General features: G+C 58.5%; 17 protein-coding genes and 1 pseudogene. 16 read left to right on the top strand and 2 right to left on the bottom strand.

Features of this window, described 5'->3' with window-relative positions; genetic code table 11:
* Positions 1-147: 147 nt before the first annotated feature.
* The 3 genes from F4V43_RS17590 (at position 148) to F4V43_RS17580 (ending at position 3,405) form a co-directional block, all read left to right on the top strand.
* Positions 148-1,893: a class I adenylate-forming enzyme family protein gene (locus F4V43_RS17590; protein WP_150459572.1), complete on the top strand. Its 1,746-nt coding sequence runs from the start codon at positions 148-150 to the stop codon at positions 1,891-1,893.
* Entirely contained in the window at positions 1,886-2,974 is a 1,089-nt protein-coding gene (locus tag F4V43_RS17585) for an acyltransferase family protein (protein ID WP_150459571.1), read from the top strand. Before F4V43_RS17590 ends, F4V43_RS17585 begins: the two co-directional genes overlap by 8 nt.
* 101 nt (positions 2,975-3,075) lie before the next feature.
* Positions 3,076-3,405, top strand: a complete 330-nt coding sequence (locus F4V43_RS17580) for a hypothetical protein (RefSeq protein ID WP_150459570.1) — start codon at positions 3,076-3,078, stop codon at positions 3,403-3,405.
* Positions 3,406-3,476: 71 nt separating this feature from the next.
* On the opposite strand, the gene F4V43_RS17575 is transcribed toward F4V43_RS17580, so the two are convergent.
* Complete coding sequence (locus tag F4V43_RS17575) at positions 3,477-7,583, bottom strand: S-layer homology domain-containing protein (RefSeq protein WP_150459569.1); 4,107 nt, start codon at positions 7,581-7,583, stop codon at positions 3,477-3,479.
* A gap of 231 nt (positions 7,584-7,814) precedes the next feature.
* Here F4V43_RS17575 and F4V43_RS17570 point away from each other — a divergent pair, with 231 nt between their 5' ends.
* The 11 genes and pseudogenes from F4V43_RS17570 to F4V43_RS17525 all read left to right on the top strand — a co-directional run bounded on the left by F4V43_RS17570 (position 7,815) and on the right by F4V43_RS17525 (position 20,279).
* Positions 7,815-9,953: a right-handed parallel beta-helix repeat-containing protein gene (locus F4V43_RS17570; RefSeq protein WP_150459568.1), complete on the top strand. Its 2,139-nt coding sequence runs from the start codon at positions 7,815-7,817 to the stop codon at positions 9,951-9,953.
* A gap of 154 nt (positions 9,954-10,107) precedes the next feature.
* Positions 10,108-10,854, top strand: coding sequence for a YveK family protein (locus tag F4V43_RS17565; protein ID WP_150459567.1), 747 nt, complete (start codon positions 10,108-10,110; stop codon positions 10,852-10,854).
* Positions 10,844-11,506, top strand: coding sequence for a CpsD/CapB family tyrosine-protein kinase (locus F4V43_RS17560; protein WP_191089636.1), 663 nt, complete (start codon positions 10,844-10,846; stop codon positions 11,504-11,506). The genes F4V43_RS17565 and F4V43_RS17560 overlap by 11 nt, the downstream gene beginning before the upstream one ends.
* A 17-nt stretch (positions 11,507-11,523) precedes the next feature.
* Entirely contained in the window at positions 11,524-13,365 is a 1,842-nt protein-coding gene (locus tag F4V43_RS17555; RefSeq protein WP_150459565.1) for a polysaccharide biosynthesis protein, read from the top strand.
* 26 nt (positions 13,366-13,391) lie between these two features.
* On the top strand, positions 13,392-14,570 hold the full coding sequence (locus F4V43_RS17550; protein ID WP_150459564.1) for a glycosyltransferase family 4 protein: 1,179 nt from the start codon (positions 13,392-13,394) through the stop codon (positions 14,568-14,570).
* An 18-nt stretch (positions 14,571-14,588) separates the two neighbouring features.
* Complete coding sequence (locus F4V43_RS17545) at positions 14,589-15,713, top strand: glycosyltransferase family 1 protein (protein ID WP_150459563.1); 1,125 nt, start codon at positions 14,589-14,591, stop codon at positions 15,711-15,713.
* A gap of 4 nt (positions 15,714-15,717) precedes the next feature.
* Entirely contained in the window at positions 15,718-16,662 is a 945-nt protein-coding gene (locus F4V43_RS17540) for a glycosyltransferase family 2 protein (RefSeq protein ID WP_150459562.1), read from the top strand.
* On the top strand, positions 16,659-17,723 hold the full coding sequence (locus F4V43_RS17535) for an EpsG family protein (RefSeq protein WP_150459561.1): 1,065 nt from the start codon (positions 16,659-16,661) through the stop codon (positions 17,721-17,723). Before F4V43_RS17540 ends, F4V43_RS17535 begins: the two co-directional genes overlap by 4 nt.
* Positions 17,724-17,748: 25 nt before the next feature.
* Positions 17,749-18,060: pseudogene (locus F4V43_RS20040) on the top strand (glycosyltransferase family 32 protein); the annotation flags it as partial.
* 402 nt (positions 18,061-18,462) lie between these two features.
* A complete protein-coding gene (locus tag F4V43_RS19925; RefSeq protein ID WP_223879951.1) occupies positions 18,463-19,104 on the top strand; it encodes a sugar transferase in 642 nt (213 codons plus the stop codon).
* Positions 19,101-20,279, top strand: a complete 1,179-nt coding sequence (locus F4V43_RS17525; protein WP_150459559.1) for a DegT/DnrJ/EryC1/StrS family aminotransferase — start codon at positions 19,101-19,103, stop codon at positions 20,277-20,279. Before F4V43_RS19925 ends, F4V43_RS17525 begins: the two co-directional genes overlap by 4 nt.
* Here F4V43_RS17525 and F4V43_RS17520 read toward each other — a convergent pair.
* Positions 20,276-20,932: an acetyltransferase gene (locus tag F4V43_RS17520; RefSeq protein ID WP_150459558.1), complete on the bottom strand. Its 657-nt coding sequence runs from the start codon at positions 20,930-20,932 to the stop codon at positions 20,276-20,278. The two genes, F4V43_RS17525 and F4V43_RS17520, sit on opposite strands and share 4 nt — an antisense overlap.
* Positions 20,933-21,092: 160 nt before the next feature.
* On the opposite strand from F4V43_RS17520, the gene F4V43_RS17515 reads away from it, so the two are divergent.
* Together F4V43_RS17515 and F4V43_RS17510 are read left to right on the top strand one after the other, a co-directional pair.
* Positions 21,093-22,280, top strand: coding sequence for a nucleotidyltransferase family protein (locus F4V43_RS17515; protein ID WP_150459557.1), 1,188 nt, complete (start codon positions 21,093-21,095; stop codon positions 22,278-22,280).
* Between the two features lie 29 nt (positions 22,281-22,309).
* A complete protein-coding gene (locus tag F4V43_RS17510) occupies positions 22,310-23,491 on the top strand; it encodes a glycosyltransferase (protein ID WP_150459589.1) in 1,182 nt (393 codons plus the stop codon).
* Positions 23,492-23,495 lie beyond the last annotated feature (4 nt).

The following is a 23,495-nucleotide window of genomic DNA, read 5'->3' as shown; positions in this document are numbered from 1 at the left end:
AGTCTTTTAGGTGAAGTCTATCAAAGTTGGCTGAAAAATCAAGAGAGAGGATGCGTTTGAACGAAGACGATTGTTCTTTATTAAGTACGGAATTGGTGATAAATTTAATATATCGAATTGATGAGAAGTGTCGAGGGGGACTAAAGAATGCGCAGCACCCGCCGCTACAACCGGAATACCATTCCGGCGCTGCTGTACGGCCGAGCCGTCTCTTTTCCGAAAGATACCGCTTACTGCTATCCCGAATGGGGACAGTCGTACAGCTGGTCAGGGCTATGGCGAGAGACCCGGCAGCTGGCCAAAGCCTTTCTCGGCGTTGGCGTTCAGAAGGGAGACCGAATCGCTCTCTTGATGCAGGGGCGCATGGAAATGATATTGGGGATGTTCGCCGCCGCGTGCATCGGCGCTGTCGCCGTTCCGCTCAACGCCTATTCCAGAAAGGATGAAGTCCGCGAATATCTCCGGCAAACCAGGCCGGTCCTGATGATGGCAGGGACAGAAGGGCACCGGATTCATTATCCTTCTCTGCTCCGGGAGATCGTAGATGAAGCCGAGACGGCCGGGGAGGACCCCTCCTGGCTGCCGCAGCGGATTGTTGTAGTGGGCGTAGACGCCGGGGAGAATTCGTTTGATTGCTCCGGCCGGTTTGAAACGTACAGCCAGCTCATGGACCGGAGAACCGCCGTGAATGACCTGGATCTGGATTCGGCTTGCGCGGAGGTCCGGGATGAAGACCCGCTGATTCTTCTTTATACCTCCGGGACTTCAGGCGAACCGAAAGGAGTTCTGCGTTCCACCCGTTCTTTTATCGGCAAGGAGGGCTTCTCCGCCAAAACCGGGCGATCGGGTAAATTCTCCGCTTACCTCACGGACCGCATCGCCAAACGCTTCTCGGTGTTGAACCTGCTCCCGCTGTATCATTTAGGCGGATTCAGCGCCATCTTTATTTCGCTGCAGACCTGCTGCTTGCGGATGGTCATGCTGTCGCACTACAATCCGGTACAGGCGCTGACCGCTATTGAGCATGAGCGGTGCACGGTGCTGGCAGGAACGCCGTTTATGGTCCAGCAGATGCTGGCCTCGCCCAAGAGAGCCCAGTTCGATCTGACCTCGCTCCGGGGGATCACCTTTACTTCGGCCCCCATGAACAGAGTGCTGCTGGATAAAGTGTACCGCGACTCGGGCTTGCGGCTGCTGTTTCTGATGCTCAGTTACGGCTCCTCCGAAGCGGGTATAGTAGCTACAGGAATCTGCTTTGTCAATAAGCGCCCGGGAGCGCTGTCGCATTTGCTGCATCGGCTGCTCTCCCGCCGCTCTTTCCTTGGAGGGAGTATCGAACCGGGAGAGATGGAACTCGGCGATTACAGTTTTGGAGGCAAGCTGGAGCAGGGAGTTGAAGTTAAGATTGATCAGCGGGGAGAGATATTGATTCGCAGCCATAAAGTTATGCGCTACTGGAAAGAAAATCCTGAACAATTTACAGAAGACGGCTGGTATCGCTCCGGAGACTACGGAAAGCTCGGTCCGGGCAATCTGCTGATGATCGGCGGCCGGCTTAACCGGATCATCTCACGCGGCGGGGAGAAGATTGCGCCGGCAGAGATTGAGAACGCGCTGCTGCGTCTGCCCGGTGTGGAGGATGCCTTTGTGCTGGGCGTGCCGGATGAATTGTACGGAGAACAGGTCTGCGCCTGCATTGTTCCTTGTTCCGAAGCGAAACTCAGCGCAGTGACGGTTCGGGAAGAGCTGAGCGTCCATCTCTCTGCCTTCAAGATTCCCCGCCACATTCTGTTCATGACCGATTTCCCGATGTCGCCGTCCGGTAAAGTGGCTGCCTCTGACATTCGCCGGCTTGTCCTGGAACAGATGGAGGAGATGGCGGTCCATGCGTAAATACTATCCAGGCATCACACTGTTCAAAATAGCGGGTTCCCTCCTTGTGCTGGCCGCCCATATTGTGCTGTTGCAGGTTCTAAGCACAGCGATGAACGGTTCCGGTTCGCAGCTTCATTATCTTTTTAACGGCCTGAAAATCGTGGTGCCCTGCTTTTATCTGATTTCGGGCTTTCTGGTCTACCGGGGCTGGAACCGGTCGGGCTCGCCCAAGGTTTATGTGAGATCCTATCTAAGAAAGCTGCTCTTTCTGTATCTGCTCTTCATGGCCATGTTCGCCCTTCAGTACCTGCTGCCTCCGCTCATTCATGAATTCAGTCTCCACAACCTGCTTCTTCAGGCTAAAATGCTGGCTGTGGCGTTCGTTCTGAACGGTCCTTATGTCCAGCTGTGGTTCATCCCTCCGCTTTTGTTCGGAACGGCCGCCGCTTTCTGGCTGATGCGCAGACAGTCGGGCAAGGCGATTGCCGCTTGCATCGCGGCGTCCTTTCTGGCCGGACAGCTCGTCCAGGGCAGCCTTCGAGCGCTGCTTGAGTCCGTATGGGGTCCGTTCTCCTTTCTGGAGACAGGCATCGGACCCTATGCCGTGCTGATGATCGCCCGCTATTTGGGCTACGGTCTGACATTCACCGGTCTCGGCGCTCTGCTCGCGAAGCATGAAGCGAACTTTACCGGCCGCAGGGGAAGCGGACTGCTGTATACGGCACTCGGATCGTTCTTTATTGAGATCGTCTTATTGGGGGTTCTTATTCCCTGGAAGGAGAGCTATGCGCTGTCGATAAGCATGCTGCCGATGTCTGTCCTCCTGTTCTATGGGGTGCTGCGGATTCGGAGCAGCCGGCTGGAGAATTGTCACCGGGCCCTGAACCTCGGGACGATGGTCATCTTTTTCGGACATATTCCCTTGATGCAGCTGAATGTATGGATGACGGGGGATACGGCGTCGCAGGTGGGGATAGGGTCTTCGGTAGGGTACTACGTATTGACCCTTCTGGAATGCATTCTTCTGACTTGGATTATGATCCGATGGAACGGAAGACATGGGAGGCGGCCCAGACAAGGGGTAACCGCCTCTAAATAAATTGTGACCAAGGTCCCGGCTTGCTATTTACAATCTTTTGTTCCCATTATATTCTTTATAAAGAACTATCACTTGTTCAGATTGGGGGAAAACGGATAAGAATGAAGAAAAGGGTGAAACGGTTGTCCGGTTCGCTGATGGTCATGCTGTTGCTGGCTTCCATTATGCTTCCGGTTTCAGCCTCTGCTTCGCCGAGTCAATCAGCGGCCTATCAATCCTCGACCGCCACGTCTTTTTTGTCCTCGCTGCTGGGTGCCATTGGTTCGCTCTTCCACAAGGACACCCCTCCCGCCAACAACCCTCCTCAGAATCAGCAGCCAAGCGGAATCAACTGGTCGGATTGGCTGAAGGGCAACAACTGCGGAAATGGATGGTGGGGAGACACCAAGAACGACTCCTATAAGATTTGGGAGAAGTACTACTGCTATTGATTCGGCTTGAACCGCAGATGCGGAGCATCAAAAAGCTGGGTTCCGTTAAAGGAATCCAGCTTTTTGGCGTTTCAGCGCTGCACGTTGCCGCTCTGGCTGTCATTGGCCTTGAGCAGCATGGAGGCGTGGTCGAAGATATTGTTCTGAATGAGATAGGCGGGGGCTCCCGCGCCGGCATAGAGCGTGGAGAGTCCGATGCCCGCCACATTGGTGCTGACGGTATTGCCGGTGAAGCTGAAGCCGAGAACCCGGGACGGCTCATCCTTCTTGAAGAAGTTCCCTATTTTGACTACTTCCAGATTGGTTCGTTTCAGATTCATGGCGTTGAAGACATTGTTGCTCATGACCACCTTCTTCGCGCCCTGTAGCGTAACGGCGCTGGAGTCTCCTTTGACATTGAACACGGAATTCGTTACGGTCAGATCCAGATTGTCATTGTCGGCGACGAGTGCCGTATTCCCCGTCAGATTCGTGCCGAAGGAGCTCTTGTCGAACACATAAGTTCCGGCGGAGAGGGTAACCGAGCCGAAGGTGCTGCCCTCCGCCGGCTCAAAGACCGAGTTCGTATACGATCCCGGCGGAAGGGCGAGGCCGTAGGTCGGATTATAATCCAGAATCCGCAGATTGCTGAATTTATTCCCGATTGCGCCGCCGGTCAGGCTTCTCAGCGCAGGCTGGCCGGTAATGGTAATGTTCGAAGCTTCGATCGGCTGGTTGTTGACGCTCATGCCGCCGCTGGCTTTGTTCGTCAGCGTAATATTGACATTGCGGACCGTTACGCCGAAGGGAACCTTGGCATTGGTCTGAAGCGTAGCGTTCGTCATATCCATGCCGTCCACAACAATGTCGGGCCCTTCCAGGAACGTGGACGCGTCATTCATCCGGTTGTTGGTGAACCGCGCATCGTGGTAGGCGACAAGCCGGGTGGCGTCAAAATGGTTGCCGGTTACGTCGGCATTCTTGAAGGTCTGGGAGACGGCAAGGCCGATGACTCCCCGGGATGCCAGATGATTGCCCTCTACGGTAGCATTGTAGCCGTCATAGAGAATGACGTCATAGGCAGCGTTGTTATAGAACTCATTGTCCTTGATCGTTATGTTCGTATTGAGACTGCCGTTCTCGCCGTATCCGCCCTCAACGTCGATGCCCGACTGCGGAGCAACGCCCTTGATATCATGCAGGACATTGTTGAGAATAAGCGCATGGTCCGCACCGCCTACGGTGATGCCCTGACGCCGGTTGAAAGCGAACTCCGAATTGCGGACGACCGCATTCTTGGTCACGGAGCGGTTCCAGAGTTCGGCGTAGGCATCCCCGGCCCCGACTTTGTCGAAGACGAGATGGACATAAGCGGCTCCGGCCGGAAGGGTCATGGTCTCGCGGGGGGAAGCCGTCTGCTTCTTCAGGAAGCTTCCGTCCGCTTTATAGAAGAACACCTGGAAGCTGTTCGACAGGTTCGTAATATTCGAGAGCTCGAACGTGTTCTCGGTCTTGAAGATCGCATTGTTCAAGTAAATCGGGTCCTTCGTGCGAACCTGGCCCGGGCTTCCGCTTACACTCTGGCCGCTGTCATTAATGGAGCCGCTCACAAAGCTGGAAGCATACAAATCTTTGAACATAACCCCGTAACCGCCGAGCATCAGACCGTCGCCGGTGAAGTTGAAGGCTTTGACGTTCTCGACCACTGTATGGACGGCCCCTTCGATGAAAATGCCGTATCCGCCTTCATGGGTGCCGGGACTGTAGGGGTCGCGTCCCGAATAGTCATGGGTGAGACGGTCGCCCATATAGGTCCCGCCCCGGAGTGTAACATTGTTGGCCCCGTATCCGATATACATAAGATCGTAGCGTTCAACGCCGTTGGTCTCTTTCTGGAGAGTAACGTCGTCCGGGAGATCGAAGAGCATGTTGCCGACCATCTTGATTCGGCTGCTCTTGTCGATCAGATAGGTCCCTGAAGGCAGTGTGGTGGCTGTAATTCCCTGCTTATACGCCCAGGACAGCGCGCTGTTGATTCCGGCTGTCGTCTCGGCCGGATGCGTGCCGTCGTTGTAGATGCCCCACCGCTTGAGGTCGATCAGATAATGGGTCGGCTTGGCGACGGCTTCGGAGCTGGGCTGCGAGACGTTCTCCTGCTTGTCCACAGCCTGCACCTGAAACGTATAGGAGGTGCCAAAATCAAGGTCGGATACGGTATAACGGGTATCGGCCACCGGCTCCTGGTTCACAGGCTTGCCGTTAAGCAGAACCTGATAACCGGCGACATCCTTGCCGGGGCTTGGCGACCAGTTCAGCGTGACCCGGCTGGGCCCTCCGGCAGCCTGAAGATCTTCGGGCGCATCGGGAGGCGCAGCCTTCGCCGTGCGAAGAGAGGCCTCGTATCCCGGGGAGCGGTTGCCGTATTTATCGACCGTCCGCAGCGTATATCGGTATTCCTGGTCCGCCTTGAGACCGGCCGCCGTAAAAGCGCCGTCGGTAGAGATGCCCAGAAGCTCGGTTCCCGCGTAGATCTCAACCTGCTTGAAATCGGCATCGGCCGGATTGCTCCAGCTCAGGCGAAGGCTGGTATCCTTGGCTTCCGCCGCGAAGCCGCTGATTTCGGCGGGAGCCAGCTGGTCGGCCAGTGTGGCCGCCTGCACACGAACCGGCGGCGACTCTTGGCCTGCCGGATCGACCGCAACCACCTGAAGGCTGTAAGAAGTCGCGGGTTCCAGTCCCCGGAAGGTGACGGGACCGGCAAGCTCCGGTTCCTGCCGGATACCGTCCAGATAAAGACGGACTTCCTTGACCGCAGCCTGATCTGCGAGCTTCCATTCGAGCGTGATGCTGCTGCTTGTTGCCGTCCACTTCACGCTGATCGGCTCCGCCGCCGGCGCTTGGGAAGGCGAAGCGGAAGGCGCGGCCGCAGGCGAAGAAACAGCCGGTGCCGTTGGAGCCGCAGCCGAAGGCGCCGGCGTCGGACCGGCGGAAGGCGCCTGGGTAGCCGCCTGCGAAGGTGCCGGAGCGGGAGTCGGCGCCTGGGAAGCCGCGGCCGAAGGCGCCGGCGTCGGACCGGCGGAAGGCGCCTGGGTAGCCGCCTGCGAAGGCGCTGGAGCGGGAGTCGGCGCCTGGGAAGCCGCGGCCGAAGGTACCGGCGTCGGACCGGCGGAAGGCGCCTGGGTAGCCGCCTGCGAAGGCGCCGGAGCGGGAGTCGGCGCCTGGGAAGCCGCGGCAGAAGGTGCCGGCGTCGGACCGGCGGAAGGCGCCTGGGTAGCCGCCTGCGAAGGCGCTGGAACGGGACTCGGCGCCTGGGAAGACGCGGCCGAAGGCGCCGGCGCCGGAGCGGGAGTCGGCGCTACGGGCGGCTTGGCTGCCGCCTCCGGCGGAGCCGGAACGGCAACGGCTCCGCCGCCGGACGCGCCTCCGCCGATGGGCTCCGCCATTCCGCCCCCTGCGAAGCCACCGCCACCGCCTGCCAACAAGGCTTCGGGGGCGGCAATGGCCTCCGCTTCAGGCGACGCGGGGGCCGCGGAGGCCGGAGCCGCAGAAGGCTCGGCGGCTGCGGTATCATTCACTCTCAGTTCTTTATATAAAGTCCGGGCCAGAAGGGCGGCGAATTCGGAACGCGTTACCTTCTTGGAGGGCTGAAAGTTGCCGTTCTCGTCGCCGTTGGCAATTCCGCTTGCGACCAGCTTGGAGATAGCTTCGGCGGCCCAATGGCTGCCGGAGACGTCGGAGGGCGTAGGGGTCCGTTCCCCCGAATCCGGAAGATGGAAGGCTCTGGCGATAATTACCGCACTGTCCGCCCGGGTAAGCGTGTCCCCAGGCCGAAATGAACCGTCGGCATATCCTGTAATAATCGAACTCTTCTGGGCAGCCTCGATATAGGAGTAGGCCCAGTAGCTGCCGGGCACGTCCTTCAACGGCTGGGCCGGACCTGCGGCCTCGGCGCGGAGGTCGGCGGCTTGCACGATCAGCTTGACGGCCTCGGCCCGGGTAATCAGGTTCGCGGGACGGAAGGTGCCGTCCCTATATCCGCCGATGAGCTTCTGGTTATGAAGCCGTTCGATTTCCGGCAGCGCCCAGTAGGTAGATGAAATATCGCTGAAGAACGGCTGTCCGGCCGCTTGAGCGGGTTCGGGAAATTGCGCCAAGAGGGGAGTGGTCCATAATAAGGCGGCAAGTATGATTTTTTTCATGCTTGTAGTCCCTTCTCTAAAAAATACAGATTTTTCTACCGAATTCTACACTTTCTTTATCGGTAGAAGAAACGAAGGGCTGGAGAGAAGGAATGAGGTCCAAATATTCATTATCACAGGTCTAAAGACCTATTTTTTGAGGAATCTATTTCCTTTCCTTCGCAGTCCGTCCATGCTAAGGGGGAAAGGTATTCGTTTTAGAGAACAATAGGAACAAAGGAGGGGATCGCAATGAAGGGGTTGTTATCCAAGTTCATGGTAAGCGCAGCCATACTGCTGGCAGCCCAGACGGTCTACCCGGGTCTCTCCGGTCCGCTTGCCAAGGCGGACAGCAGTCCGGCGGGGGGCCTGTACGCGGCTGACCTGGCTAAATGGAGCATTTATAATAACGGCAGCCATGCGCCCGAGACGACCAAAGGAATCAACGAGGCGCTGGCCTGGGCCCACGGCCAGGGTTATAAAGGCCTTGCGCTGCCGTCCGGCACCTATTTGATCGACAAGGACAGCCGGATCAATATGGTCAGCGATATGACCTTCCAGCTTCCCGCCGATGCGGTTCTGCAGAAAGAGACGAACGGCCGCGAGCGGTATGAGCTGATGTACCTGGGATACGGCGTTCAGAATGTTACGCTGCAGGGCGGCGTCTACAAGGGAGACCGGGATACGCACGATTACACGAAGAAGGACAATCCGTACACGGCCGGGACCCATGAGAGCGGGTTCGGCATTGCCCTGGAAGGGGCCAGCAATGTCGTGATCGACGGGGTCAAGACCGTGAACTTCACGGGCGACGGCATCATTGTCGGAGGGGTCGGTCAGCTGATTAAAGATGTCTATCCCGACGGCTTCGTCTCGGGCGGGCTGGATGCGCAGGGACGCCCCGTCAAGAATGCGGCCAAGATCCGGACACGCGATCCGATCCCGCTTACGAACGACATGCTGAAACAGGAGCGGAAATTCGAAATCTCGAATACGGTCAACCTGCCCGGATGGTTCGAGGCCAACTTTTATAATAAGGAAGGGAAATGGCTTAAGAAGGTTACAGCCAAGATCAGAGACTCCGTAGCCATTCCCGACGGCGCCGTCTCCGTTCATCTCGTATTCACGCAGGCCAGCGCTCCCAAAGGCTATCTAGAGCTGTGGAGCCGGGTCGTCAGCGAGAATGTAGTCATTCAAAACAGCGAATCGGCCAACAACCGGCGCCAGGGCGTGACCGTGGGCGGCGCCGACCGCGTCCGGATTACGAACTCGGTATTCCATGACATGAAAGGAACGGCTCCCCAGTCCGGTATCGACGTTGAGGGCGGTTACGGGGAGAACGGCTATCTCAATACCAATATCCTGATCGACAACAATGAGTTCTACAACAACGCTTCCTATGATGTCATTCTCTACGACGGCCGGCAGGCGACGGTCAGCGGCAATCACTTCGCCTCCAAAGGCGTCATCGGGCTTGCGGTGGCCCCTCCTTTCCAGACGGCAGCCGTTCAGGGCAACCATTTTGACGGAACCCGGATTCTCGCGTACCACGATGCCGTCTTCACCGATAACCGGCTGAATGACTCGTACACCTATTTTGAAGGTCCGAACATTGCCATCGACGGAATGGAAGTAGTCAACGGCCAGTTGTCCGTCAGCGCCAAGACCGCATTCGGCGTCAGCGTCAAGAATGTCGATATCCGAATTACAGATAAGAAGGACGGAGGACTGTTCGTGAACGGCCAGCCGATCCAGGTTACCAACGCGACCATAACCGGGGAACCCAAGCTCAGAAGCTTCGGCGGCAGCGCCGCTGCCGGAAGTGTATTCACGAACCTGAAGGTCCTGGGGTACAGCGGAGTGTACGGCTTATCCCTTCCTCCCGGCAAATATGTGGATTCCCGTTTTGAAGCGGCGGAAGGCGGCTCGTTCGGAACGCTGTCGGCTGCGCTGCCCGGTGCGTACACCTTCGAGCGGACGACCTTTGTCACCAACTCTCTGAGCGGCGGCTATTTGTACGCGGACAACAAGGATTTGGCGCTGAGCGTGTCCGATTCGACCTTCGAAGTCCGGGGCAGTTCCCCGGCTGTAAGCGTACAATCCGCCAAGAGCGTACGTCTGGAAGGCAACGCGGTGAACGCGGCCGGGCTGGTGAACAAGAATACGGAGCTATTCAAAATCAACGACTATTTTAAACGTACGGAGCCCTGCGATGTGTTCAATGTCGTTATCAGTGGGAATACGCTGACCGGCAATCTGGCCGCGGTCGGCATCTCGACCCAGTACGCGGGAGTCAACGCCCCGCCGTACAGGGTAGAGAACAATGTGCTGGTCAAACTGACCAAAGCCTTGAAGACGAATGATATAGCCGGCGGAAATGTGCTCCGCTAGCCCGAAATTGGAAGGGCAGACCCCCGGGTCTGTCCTTTTTTGTTCTTTTGGAAGAACAGACAAGCCGAGAATCCAGAGTTGACACGTTCTATATAAAGAACTAAAATTGATGAATAATGTTCTTAATTGAAGTCCAACTAGAGGCGGGTGAACCATGGAAGAGAATATGGGCACAAAGGACCGGGACACCCTGCAGGCGGCAGGGGGCCGGGAGATCAGCTTGAAGAGCTGGTTCGATGTCATCAAACGGAGACTGTGGCTGGTGCTGCTGCCGGCTGTACTATTGGGACTGCTCGGCGGTCTCATCAGTTCGGCTCCTCAGACTCCGATGTATGAAGCCTCCAGCCGTCTCGTTCTGTCGACGGATTCGGCGGATAAGCTGGGAACGCTCCGGGTATTTATGCGTGAGCCGGTGGTCCTGGGCGATGTTATCGAGGAGCTGGGACTGCGTGAATCGGCAGGTTCCCTGCGCAGCCGGGTTGCGGTCAGAAGTGTGGACAATTCGATTATTACGGTGGTCAGCGTACTGGATGCCGATCCGGTGCAGGCGCCGCGGATTGCCAACGCCGTAGTCAGCGCCTTCACGAACGAAGCGGCCAAGCGTCTTGGCTTTACGGGCGTGAACGTGCTGACTGAGGCGAAGCCGGCGGAATACCCGATGCCGGTGAACTCATCGAGCAACCGCGCCCTTTATCTCGGCATTATGGCCGGACTTGTCATCGGGCTGGGGCTGGCCTTCCTGAGAGACTCGCTGGACGGCGCCGTTCGCGGCGAGGAAGCGCTGGAAGCTCTCGGTATTCGGCCGCTCGGACGGGTCTCGCGGTTCCGGGGCCGGGATATCCGGATGGCCCAGAGCAAACGCAAACACGAATACATAAGAGGTGAGCATTTTGGGGCGTAAGGAATCGTCGGCAACCAAGGCGGACGCCGGTAAATACCTGATCACGGCGGCGAACCCGGACTCCGCGCTCGCGGAGCAGTACCGGACGGTCCGCAATCGCATCCGGACGGCGCTGGGAGAAGCGGGTTCCATCCGCTTCGTCGTATCCTCCCCGCTGCCGGGGGAAGGCAAGACGACGTCTGCGCTCAATCTGGCCGTCAGCTTCGCAGGCAGCGGAGGGAAAGTGCTGCTGATCGATACCCATTTCAGACGGCCGGGGCTGGCTGCGCTGCTGGACGCCAAATCCTGGCCGGGCCTTACCGACGGATTAACCGGGAATGGCAAGCTGAATGAGCTGGTTCAAGAGACCGGACTGGAGCGCATTGATGTCCTGGCGGCAGGCTCGCCGCTGCCGGGAACCGGAGATCTGCTGAATCACCCCGATCTGGCGGAGTTCCTGGAATGGGCCGCTGAAGCTTACCCGGTTGTCATTATCGACGCCCCCGCCGTTCTCGATTCATCGGCCGCCGTTATGCTGGCCGGCCGGTGCGACGGCTGTGTGCTCGTGCTGCATGAAGGCCGAACGGGCGTACAGAAGGTACAGGAGGCCAAGCGCGTTTTGGAGCTTGGCAAGGCCCGTCTGATCGGAGCTGTACTTAACCGCAGCAAATAAGAAAGGAGTGGATGGCATTGATCTATAAACACCGCTTGTCGGTCTTGATGCTGCTGGATTCTCTGATTGTCGTCTCGGCTATTTTTCTGGGCGCTTTTCTGGTAAATGCCTCGTTCAACGTGTTCACCTTTCCCGTTATTGCTAGCTCGGTTGCCCTGTTCGCAAGCTACCATCTCTTTGCCTTTGTCTACCATCTCTATAAGAAGGCCTGGGAATATGCCAGCATCCAGGAGATGCTGCTCATTGCCAAGGTCGTCTCGGTCTCCATCGTCTGCGCCGGAGTGGTTCAGCTTGCGGCTACCGGCAATCTCCAGTACCGGCTGCTGCTGGTAACCTGGATGCTCCATATTCTGCTCATTGGCGGTTCCCGGTTCTGCTGGCGGGTATTCCGCACGAATGTCCTTTCGGTTCCCGGAGAGCGGGAAGACGTCAAGCGGACGCTGATCGTCGGAGCCGGTTCCGCCGGCACGATGGTGGTCCGCCAGCTGCTCTCCGGTTCGCAGGAACTGAAGCCGGTCGCTTTTGTCGACGATAACGTCAATCTGCTCGGACTGGACATCATGGGGCTTCCGGTTCTGGGGAGCACCGCCGATATTGAAGCGATTGTAACGAGCCTGCGGATCGAGCATGTGGTAATCGCCATTCCTTCCCTGGGCAAGAACAAGCTGAAGAAGATCTATGACGAATGCGCCAAAACGCCTGCCAAGACGCAGACGATCCCCTCCCTGGAAGACCTTGCCATCGGCAAGATTGCCGTCAGCCAGTTCCGCGATGTGCAGGTCGAAGACCTGCTCGGACGCGAGCCGGTAACGCTCGACCTGGAGAGCATCTCCGATTACATTACGGACAAAGTCGTGCTGGTCACAGGAGCGGGCGGCTCCATCGGTTCGGAAGTGTGCCGCCAGATCTCGGCCTTCCGCCCCCGGAAGCTCGTTCTTCTGGGACACGGCGAGAACAGCATCTACTCGATCGAGATTGAACTGAAGGCGGCGTTCCGGGATTCAGGCATTCAGTTCTACACGGAAATCGCCGACCTCCAGGACGAAGCCAAAATCATCGGCGTGATGAACTATCACAAGCCGAATGTCGTCTACCACGCCGCGGCGCACAAGCATGTGCCGCTGATGCAGCGCAATCCCGAAGAGGCGGTCAAGAACAATATTCTCGGCACGCTGCATGCAGCCAAGGCGGCCGATCTGGCCGGAGTCGGCACCTTTGTTATGGTATCGACCGACAAGGCGGTCAACCCGACGAGCGTAATGGGCTCCACCAAGCGCATCGCCGAGATGATTATTCAGAATATGGACCGGTTCAGCCAGACCAAATTCGTGGCGGTACGCTTCGGGAATGTGCTCGGCAGCCGCGGCAGCGTCATTCCTCTGTTCCGCAGACAGATCGAGAACGGCGGACCGGTTACGGTCACGCATCCCGATATGGTCCGGTATTTCATGACGATCCCTGAAGCCTCCCGGCTGGTCATCCAAGCCGGGGCGCTTGCCCGAGGCGGCGAGATCTTCGTTCTGGATATGGGCGACCCGGTCAAAATTCTGGATCTTGCGAAGAATCTGATCCGGATGTCGGGCTATTCGCTGGAAGAGATCGGAATCGAGTTCACGGGAATGCGGCCCGGCGAGAAGCTCTACGAGGAGCTGCTGAATGAGACCGAGGTCCATGAGGCGCAGATTTATCCGAAGATTTATATCGGCAAATCGACCGAGGTTGATTTCAACGGCATCCATCACCTGCTCAGCGTCTATGAAGATCTGACCATTGAGGAGCTTCGCAAGCTGCTGCTTGATATCGCCAACGACCGGCTTGAGCTGGGTTCGATCCCGCTGGCAACGGTCAGCGCCGGTTAGGCCCGGGAAGAGAGGAAGAACGGAGAATGGCCAACAAAATCCTGCTGTGCGCAACCGTCGACTTTCACTTCAGTTCGTTTCATCTTCCTGTGATGGAATGGTTCAAACAGCAGAACTGGGAGGTCCATGTCGCGGCTAACGGCGATATGGACCTCCCGTTTACCGACCGTAAATTCAACATCCCCTTCGAGCGCTCGCCGCTGGGCCGAGGGAATCTGGAAGCCTACCGGCGCCTGAAGGAACTGGTGGTCCGGGAGCAGTACCAGATTATTCACGCCCATACGCCGATGGGCGGGGCGCTGGCGCGGCTGGCTGCCGCGGGGGCGAGAAAGCGGGGGGCGAAGGTGCTGTACACCGCCCACGGTTTTCACTTTTGCCAGGGCGCCCCGCTTCTGAACTGGATGCTGTATTATCCGATCGAGAAAATGCTCGCCAGCCGGACGGACTGCCTGATTACGATCAATCAGGAGGATTACCGGCTGGCGGAGGCGCGATTCCGGCCCCGGCGGCTCGAGCATGTCCACGGCGTCGGCATTGACCGCCGGCGGTTCGCGCCGGCGGACGAAGAGACGAAGCGCCGGTTGAGAAGGGAGCTTCCCTATCCCGAGGACGATCTGCTGATCTTCTATGCGGCCGAGTTCAACCGCAATAAGAACCAGCAGCTGCTGATCCGGGCGCTGGCCAGCGTCTCCGGGGAGCTGCCGGAAGCCAGGCTGCTGCTCGCGGGACGCGGAGGGCTTCTGGAAGAATGCCGGACGCTGGCCGATTCGCTCGGCGTGGGCGACCGGGTGCATTTCCTGGGATACCGCACCGATCTGGACCGGCTGCTGCCCCTGTGCGATCTTGCCGTGTCCGGCAGCCTCCGGGAAGGCCTGCCGGTCAATATTATGGAAGCGATGGCCTGCGGGCTGCCGGTCGTGGCGACGCGCAACCGGGGGCATCTGGAACTGGTGGAGGATGGCGTCAACGGCTATATCGTCCCGGCGGAAGATCCGGGGCCGCTGGCAGTGCGGCTGCTGGAACTGGGCCGGTCAGCGGAACGGAGAAGAGAGATGGGAGCGCGAAGCCGGGCCAAGGTAGCCGACTTCGGGCTGGAACGGGTCGTTACCGAACTGAGCGGAATATACAAGACCTACATGACGGACACGGCGGAAGCGGAAGCGGAATCCGTCCGGGCCGCCGGAGAGTCCTTATCTGATTACTAAAGATGTGAGGTGCAGCACATGGAAGTCCTTCGGATTCTGCAAGTCGTTACGGTGATGAACCGGGGCGGTCTGGAGACGATGCTTATGAACTATTACCGCCGGATGGACCGGACGCGCATTCAATTTGACTTCATGGTACACCGCGCGGAGCGGGGACATTACGATGATGAGATCGAAGCCCTCGGCGGCGTCATTTACCGGATGCCTCCGATCCGGCCCGGCCATTACCGCAGCTATTTCCGGCAGCTGGATCAGTTCTTCAAGGAGCATCCTTCTTACCGGGTTGTGCATTCCCACATCAACGAGAACAGCGGCTTTGTGCTCCGCGCCGCCCGAAGAGCGGGGATATCCTGCCGGATTGCCCACAGCCATATCAGCGACCAGAAGCTGGACATCAAGCTGCCGTTTCGCCTTTATGGGAGAATGGTCATGAAGGGAAAGCCGAATGCTTATTTTGCCTGCTCCCGGAATGCGGGAAGATGGCTGTTCGGCGCCAATTCCGACATTCAGTCCAAGCTGGTCGTCATGAACAACGCGGTGGATCTGTCCGACTTTGCCTACAGCGAAGGGAAGCGAAGCGAGGTCCGTCAGGAATGGAAGGCCGAAGGACGCCTTGTGATTGGACATGTGGGGCGTTTTGACAAGCAGAAGAATCACGACTTTTTAATTGATATTTTTCAGCAGATCCATAGCCTGAATCCCGAAGCGCTGCTCGTTCTGGCAGGAACGGGGCAGCTGGAGCCCTCCATCCGGGCCAAGGTCGAACGTCTCGGATTATCGGAGCATGTCCGGTTCCTCGGCGTTCGCAAGGACATCTCCAGACTGATGCAGGGCATGGACGTCTTTCTGTTCCCGTCGCTCTTTGAGGGCCTGCCGGTCGTTCTGGTTGAAGCCCAGGCGGCCGGACTGCGCTGCGTGGTCTCCGATGCGATTACAGCCGAGTGCGATCTGTCGGGAAGAATTGAATTCCTGAGTCTGAAGCATCCCGCGGAATACTGGGCCCGCACCGTTCTGTCGCAGACCTGTGAGCATGCCGATACGGCAGAGCTGCTGCGCGGCCAAGGCTATGACACGAAGACCATGTCCGAATGGCTGGCAGGCTTTTATACCCGGGCCTCGGCGCTGTCCGGAGAGGCGAGGTGAGCATATGGTTCCGACATTGACCGTTTTTACTCCGGCTTATAACCGGGCGTCCACCCTGCCTATGTGCTACGAGAGCCTGAAGCGCCAGACCTGCCGCGATTTTGTCTGGCTGATTGTCGATGACGGTTCAACAGACCGGACCCGCGAGCTGGTGGAGAGCTGGATCGCGGAGGGACAGGTGGATATCCGCTATCACTACCAGGACAATCAGGGGATGCACGGAGCCCATAATACCGCATACGAACTGATGGATACCGAGCTGAACGTATGCATTGATTCTGATGATTATATGGCGGATGAAGCCGTGAAGACCATCCTGGACTTCTGGCGGGAACATGGAGGAGAGAATGTTGCCGGAATTGTCGGCCTGGACGCCTCTCCCGCGGGGGAGGTTATCGGTACCCGACTGCCGGAAGGAATGAAGGCGGCTCCCTTGAGCCATCTGTATGACAAGCATGGGGTCTTGGGCGATAAGAAGCTGGTCTACCGGACCCGGCTGATCCAATCCGCTCCGCCGTATCCGTTGTTCCCCGGGGAGCGATATGTGCCGCTGGCTTATAAGTATCTTCTTATCGACCAGCAGTATCCGCTGCTGCTGCTGAACCGGGTGCTGTGCCATGTCGAATACCGGACGGACGGATCGAGTCTGAATATGTTCAGCCAGTACCGCGCCAATCCGCGCGGGTTTGCCTTTTATCGCAAGACGGCCATGCGGTATTCGCCCACATTGCGCAAAAGGTTCCGCGAAGCCATTCACTATGTCTCCAGCAGCCTGATGATCCGCAACCGCCGCTTTCTGAGCGAATCGCCGAACAAGGCGCTTACGCTTCTGGCGGCTCCGCTGGGCAGTCTGCTCTACTTCTATATTCAGCGGACTTCCCGATCGGCGCCGGCTTCGGTGACGAAACAATCAGGAACCGCAGGTAGCCAGGGGAGCGGGGTTCAATGACCATTCTCTGGCTTCAGCTCGGCTTTGCGTTTCTGTGCGCATTGCTGGCCCGCTATTATGCCGTCCCGGCATTGGCCGGCTCCCTTCCGGTGCGTCCAAACCGTATGCTCGTCGCCCTGACGGCGGTGAGCTTCATAGCAGTTGCCGGGCTGAGGAACAACATCGGGGACACGGTCTTTTATGTTCACAGCTATGAGATCACCGATTTCACCTGGACGTATGCGCTGCACCACAGCGACATGGGCTTCAGTGTCCTTCAGATGCTGCTCCAGCAGATCAGCGACGATCCGCAGATCCTGATCTTTACCACAGCCCTGATTACCCATACCCTGATTATCTGGACGTTCTACCGGTATTCCCGGCTGTTCGAGCTCAGCGTATATGCGTTTATTACCTCCGGCGGTTTTGTCGTCTCGATGAACGGTATCCGCCAATATTTGGCGGCGGCGATTGTGTTTGCGGCCACCCCTTATATTATGAAAGGGAACTGGGCGAAGTACATGCTCGTTGTTCTGCTCGCCGCCCTGATTCATCAGAGCGCGCTTATCCTTATTCCCATCTATTTCATTGTCCGGCGGGAAGCCTGGAAGGGCTCGACGTTTGCCCTGCTGGGTGTGGCGGTGGCGATTGTGATCGGCTTCAACCAATTCTCGGAGCTGCTGTTCTCGGCCATCCGGGATACGAAATATGCGACCTACCAGGACTTCACCGAGGGCGGCGCCAACGTGCTCCGGGTCTTCTTTTACGCCATCCCGCTGGTGATTGCCTTTGCGGGGAGACGCCGGCTGAAGCAGCTCTATCCCAAGATTGACATTCTGGTGAATCTGTCCCTGATCGGCATGGTTCTGATGATCGTTTCCACGCAGAACTGGATTTTTGCCCGGGTGGCGATTTACTTCAACCTTTATCAGATTCTGCTGTGCTCGTGGGTGGTCAAGGCTTTTCGGGAGAAGGATCAGAAGCTGGTCTATCTGGCCTTGCTCGCCGTGTACGTCCTTTATTTTTTCTACGAGAACGTGATTTCCCTTGGCCTTATTTACAGCAGCGATTATTTGCCCTGAACCGGAAACGAAAGGAGAATGAAGCATGGAGACCCAGGCAGCCATACCGAAGATTATCCATTACTGCTGGTTCGGCCGCGGCGAGAAGCCGGCTCTGGTGGAGCGGTGCATCCGCAGCTGGCGCAAGCATCTGCCGGATTATACCATTAAGGAATGGAACGAGAACCATTTTGACGTGGAGAGCAACCGCTATGTCAGAGAAGCGTACCAGGCGCGCAAATACGCCTTTGTCAGCGACTACGTCCGTCTGCACGCGCTCTACACCGAAGGCGGCATCTATATGGATACGGATGTGGAGGTCGTCCGCTCGCTGGACCGGTTTCTGACCCTGGGAGCCTTCTCGGGCTTCGAGGATGACCACTTCCTGCAATCCGGTACGATGGGGGCGGTGGCAGGGCATCCCTGGATTCGGGAGCTGCTGGACTATTATGAGGGCAGACCCTTCCTGAAACCGGACGGCTCGCCGGACACCACGACGAATACGGCCGTAATCAGCGACATCTGCCGGCGGGAGGGCCTTGAGCTGAACGGCCGGCTGCAGACCATAGCCAACGGGGTGACCTTCTATCCCCGCACATATTTCAGTCCTTACGATTATATCAACGGCGGCAACTATTTATCGGAGGAGAGCTATACCATCCACCACTTTGCCCAATCCTGGCTGCCGCTGCATGTCCGGCTAAGAAGCAAGCTCAAGCGGAGAATCAGCCGGATCGTCGGCCCGGACAACATCGCCAGAATGCGGGATTTGCTCACGCCCAAAAGACTTCTGGACCTGCTCGTGTCCTGCACGCTCCTGCTGGTCCTGTCTCCGGTCATCGCCGCCACGGCGATTCTGGTGCGGATCAAGCTGGGCTCGCCGGTCGTGTTCCGGCAGCAGCGGCCCGGCCTGCACGGCAAGCCGTTCCATATCTACAAGTTCCGCACCATGACCGATGCGAGAGACGGCGAGGGCCGGCTGCTCTCCGACGAGCTGCGGCTGACCCGGTTCGGGCGGCTGCTGCGCAAATACAGCCTCGACGAGCTTCCGCAGCTGTGGAATGTCGCCCGGGGCGAACTGAGTCTGGTCGGTCCCAGACCCTTGCTGATGGAGTACCTGCCCCTTTATAATGAGCAGCAGGCCAGACGCCATCAGGTGAAGCCGGGCATTACGGGCTGGTCGCAGGTGAACGGACGGAACGCGCTGTCCTGGGAAGAGAAATTCGATCTGGATGTCTGGTATGTGGACCATCGAAGCTTCAAGCTGGATCTGCGCATTCTGTTCATGACGGCGGGAAAAGTCTTCCGGTCGGAGGGCATTCAGAACGGCAATCATGTCACGATGCCGGTATTCCGGGGAACAGTCTTACAAGATGAACATAGAGAGCAGGGATTTCAATGACGCATTCGCGCATCCTGTTGTCTCCCCCGCACATGAGCGGAAGGGAGCAGCATTATATTCAGGAAGCTTTTGAGACGAACTGGATTGCGCCGCTCGGGCCGAACGTCGATGCCTTCGAGCGGGAAGTAGCCGATTATGTTGGCACCCGGGGAGCCGCGGCGCTGAGCTCGGGAACGGCTGCGATTCATGTCGCGCTCCAGCTGCTGGGCGTGGGCAGCGGAGATGTCGTCTTCTGCTCGTCCATGACCTTCATTGCCAGCGCCAATCCGATTGTGTATCAGGGAGCGGCGCCGGTCTTCATCGACTCGGAGCCGGAATCCTGGAACATGTCGCCTGCGGCGCTGGAACGCGCTTTCGCTGAAGCGAAGGCGGAGCAGCGGCTGCCGAAGGCGGTAATCGTGGTGAACCTGTACGGACAGAGCGCCAAGATGAATGAGCTTACAGAAATTTGCGGCCGTTACGGCGTCCCGGTTGTCGAAGACGCCGCCGAATCGCTGGGCACGACCTACGAAGGGCGGCCGAGCGGAACGTTCGGACGTTTCGGAATCTTCTCTTTCAACGGCAACAAGATCATTACCACTTCGGGCGGGGGAATGCTGGTCTCCGATGATCCGGAGGCCCTGAACCGAGCCCGCTTCCTGGCCACCCAGGCCAGAGACGCCGCGCCGCACTACCAGCACAGCGTCATCGGGCACAATTACCGGATGAGCAACCTTCTGGCCGGCGTTGGCCGGGCCCAGCTGGAAGTGCTGGACAGCCGCGTCGATGCCCGAAGAGCCGTGTTCGGCCGGTATCAGGAAGCGCTGGGCCGCGAAGAAGGGCTCCGCTTCATGCCCGAGCTCGCGGGAACCCGGTCGAACCGCTGGCTGACGACCCTGACCTTTCAGGGTGAAGGCGCAGCCGCGAAGGTGCATGGCGTGCTGAACCGGCTGGCGGAGGAGAATATTGAAGCCCGTCCGCTCTGGAAGCCGCTGCACCTGCAGCCCGTGTTCGCGGGCGTGAAATTCTATCCTCACTCCGACGGCGTCTGCGTGTCCGAAGAGCTGTTCGAATCCGGACTGTGCCTGCCTTCCGGCTCCAGCATGTCCCAGAGCGAGCAGGAACGCGTCATCGAGGTCGTCCGGCGCACGCTGAATGAGAGCGCCGGGTCGCTTCCGTCGCTGCGTTCCGTCTAGAGATACCGCTCCCCGGCGTTCCGGGTCCGGATGGGCCGGGCCGGGGTTCCATAAGCGACGGTGTAGTCGCCGATGTCGGCGACTACGGTCGACCCGGCGCCGATCACGCAGTGCATGCCGATCTGTATGGAATGAATGACATTCGCGCCTACGCCGAGCGCCGTGTAATCGCCGATGGCCACATTGCCGGCGGCCACGGCTCCGGGAGCCAGCGAGACGCAGTCGCCGGTCCGGCTCTCATGCTCCAGAATGGAGCCGGAGTAGAGAATGCCGTGACGGCCGACGACGGCATCGCTTCCCAGGACTGCGCCCGACAGAACGACGGTGCCTTCGCCGACGGCGGCCCCCCGGGCAAGGCTTGCGCGGGGATGAACGACCCGCGCATAACGGAGTCCGGGAAGCCTCCGGCGGATCCGTTCGGCAATAAGCCCGCGCGTCCAGTTGTCTCCGACGGCAATAAGCCCTTCGCAGCCGGCTGGTGCGCTGCGGACCAGCCAGTCCTCGTCTCCCAGAACCGGATAGCCGTGCACGGTGAAGCCGGGCGGCTTGTGCGAATCAATAAGCCCCCGTATCCGGTATTTTCCCTCTTGCTCGGCAGCGTCGATCAGAACCTTGGCATGTCCGCCCGCTCCGATAATCACCAGTTCCCGCATGTCTCCCTCTCCTTCCAGCATCCACTATAGCATACTCGCAGCCGCTGCCGGCAATATGGGAATTGACACCTTGGCATCAAGGATGGTACGCTTTATTTGCGTTCGTTTTATAGAACGATTTTTTCATTTTGTTCGTTATTGCTGAATCGAGGAGTCGACTATGGCATATTCATGGGCACAGCGAATTGAAGAACTTCCTGTTGAAATGAGACTGCTGCTGGCTCTGCTCTCCAGAGACGGCGAGACCGGCAGTCTGTCCGAAGCATATGATTCCGTCTGGGAACAGGTGGATTGGGATCAGTTCATCGAATTGGCAATGCATCACCGGGTGTTCCCGAACCTTTACCCGATCCTTAAGAACGGATACAAGGAACGCGTTCCCGAAGAGGTTCTGCGCCGCTGCTACGAATTGTACTCCCGCAATACGCTGCAAATGCTGTATTTTACCGCAGAAATGTCGAAGCTGGGCCGGCTTCTGTCGGATCACGGCATTCGCTGCCTCTTTCTCAAGGGGCCTGTGCTGGCTCAGGACCTTTATGGAGAGGTCTCGCTTCGGACATCCAGCGACCTGGATGTGCTGGTGCCGGTGGAGATGCTGGATGAGGCCGAAGCGCTGCTGGCCTCGTCGGGCTATATCAAGGACGAATACATCCGAAGCGTGCTGAATGACTGGAAATGGCGGCACCACCATTATGCCTACGTCCATTCCGCCACGGGTCTCAAGGTGGAGGTTCACTGGAGATTGAATCCGACGCCTGCCCTGGATCCCCGGTTCGACGAACTGTGGGAACGGAAGAGAGTCAGCACGCTCTCTGCGGACCCCCTCTATTATCTGGGCAGAGAAGATCTGTTCTTCTTCCTGGCAACGCACGGCGCCCGTCACGGCTGGTCCCGCGTGCGCTGGCTGCTCGATATCCATAAGCTTCTCGGGCAGAATCCCGACCCGGACCGCCTGACCCGAACGCTGAAGAAATATAATGTCGTCTCCATCGGCGGACAGGCGCTTGCGCTGGCCGACCGGCTGCTCTCGAGCGAAATGGCACCTGAGCTGCGCAAGCTCAGGGATCGTCCCCGGTCGCAGAAGCTGGCGATGGAGGCTATGTATTACGTGGAGCGGCGAATCAACCTTCACAACAAGCCGCTCCCCGAAGAGGTGGAGCGGTATCATAAACGCCACCAGTTCCGGCTGCTCGCGCCGGGACGGAAGACGTTCTTTACGCTGAGTCTGCTGTTCCCGTATCCGGAAGACGCCGATACGCTGCCGCTGCCCAAGCGGCTGCACGTCCTCTATATTCCCCTGCGGCCTGTGCTCTGGCTGTGGCGCAAGACAGGAGGGCGGGGCCGGTGAAGAAGAAGATGCTGATCGCATCCTACGATATGGAGATTGGCGGCGTCGAGCGAAGTCTGGCTGCTCTGCTGGAGCATCTGGACTACGAACGGTTCGATGTCGATCTGATGCTCTATCGCCACCAGGGGGAATTGATGGATCTGATTCCTGATCGGGTGAATCTGCTGAAGGAAGATCCGGCGTACGCCACCTTCCGGCACTCCGTCAAGGACATCCTCCGCAGCGGCCGATTCCGTATTGCCGGAGGAAGGCTGCTGGCCAGATTCCGCGGCGAGTATGTGCGCCGCAGAACCGGGATCACGGAACCGGGCTATTACCAGATGCAGCTGATGTGGAAGCATACGCTTCCCTATCTGCCATCCTTGAACAAGCGGTATGACATTGCAGTCAGCTATTTATGGCCGCATGATTTTGTAGCCGAGAAGGTGGAGGCCGACCTTAAATTGGCCTGGATTCATACGGATTACTCCACCATCTTCACCGACCGCGGCCTCGATTATGAGCGGTGGAGCCGGTTTGACCGGATTGTCGCCGTATCGGAGGCGTGCCGGGACGCTTTTCTGGTCCGCTATCCCGAACTTGCCTCCCGGGTTGGGGTAATGGAGAATCTCTGCTCCCCGGACTCGATCCGGAAGCTGGCAGCGGAACCGGTGCCGAACCCGGTCCGGGAGGACGCCGGCTTCAAGCTGGTTACGGTGGGCAGGCTCTCCTCCGCCAAGGGCATTGATCTTGCGGTCGAGGCCCTCCGGCTGCTGCGCAGCCGGGGATATGACGACATCCGGTGGTATGTCGTCGGGTACGGAGGGGAAGAGCCCGCCATCCGCGGGCTGGTGGAACAGCACGGCCTTGCCGATTCCTTCTTTCTGCTCGGCAAGCAGGTGAATCCTTATCCGTATATGGCAGCCTGCGATCTATATGTTCAGCCGTCCCGCTATGAAGGCAAGGCCGTTGCGATTACAGAAGCGCAGATTCTCGGCAAGCCGGTACTGATTACCCGCTATCCGACAGCGGCCAGCCAAATCCGGAACGAAGAAGACGGTCTTATTGTAGAGCTGTCCCCGGAAGGCGTGGCGGAAGGGATTGAGCGGCTTTACCGGGATGCGCTGCTGCGGAACCGTCTGGCGGAGAACGGCGGGCTGGGAGATCACAGCGGCAGCGGCCAATTGGAGGCGCTGTACGGCTTCTTGAATCTGGAGGTGGAGGCGCGTTGAGGCC

This window comes from Paenibacillus spiritus (genome assembly GCF_008710135.1).
Taxonomy (GTDB): Bacteria; Bacillota; Bacilli; order Paenibacillales; family Paenibacillaceae; genus Paenibacillus_AQ; species Paenibacillus_AQ glufosinatiresistens.
Note: the sequence above shows the minus strand (reverse complement) of the source record. Positions and strands in the feature narration are given on the sequence as shown.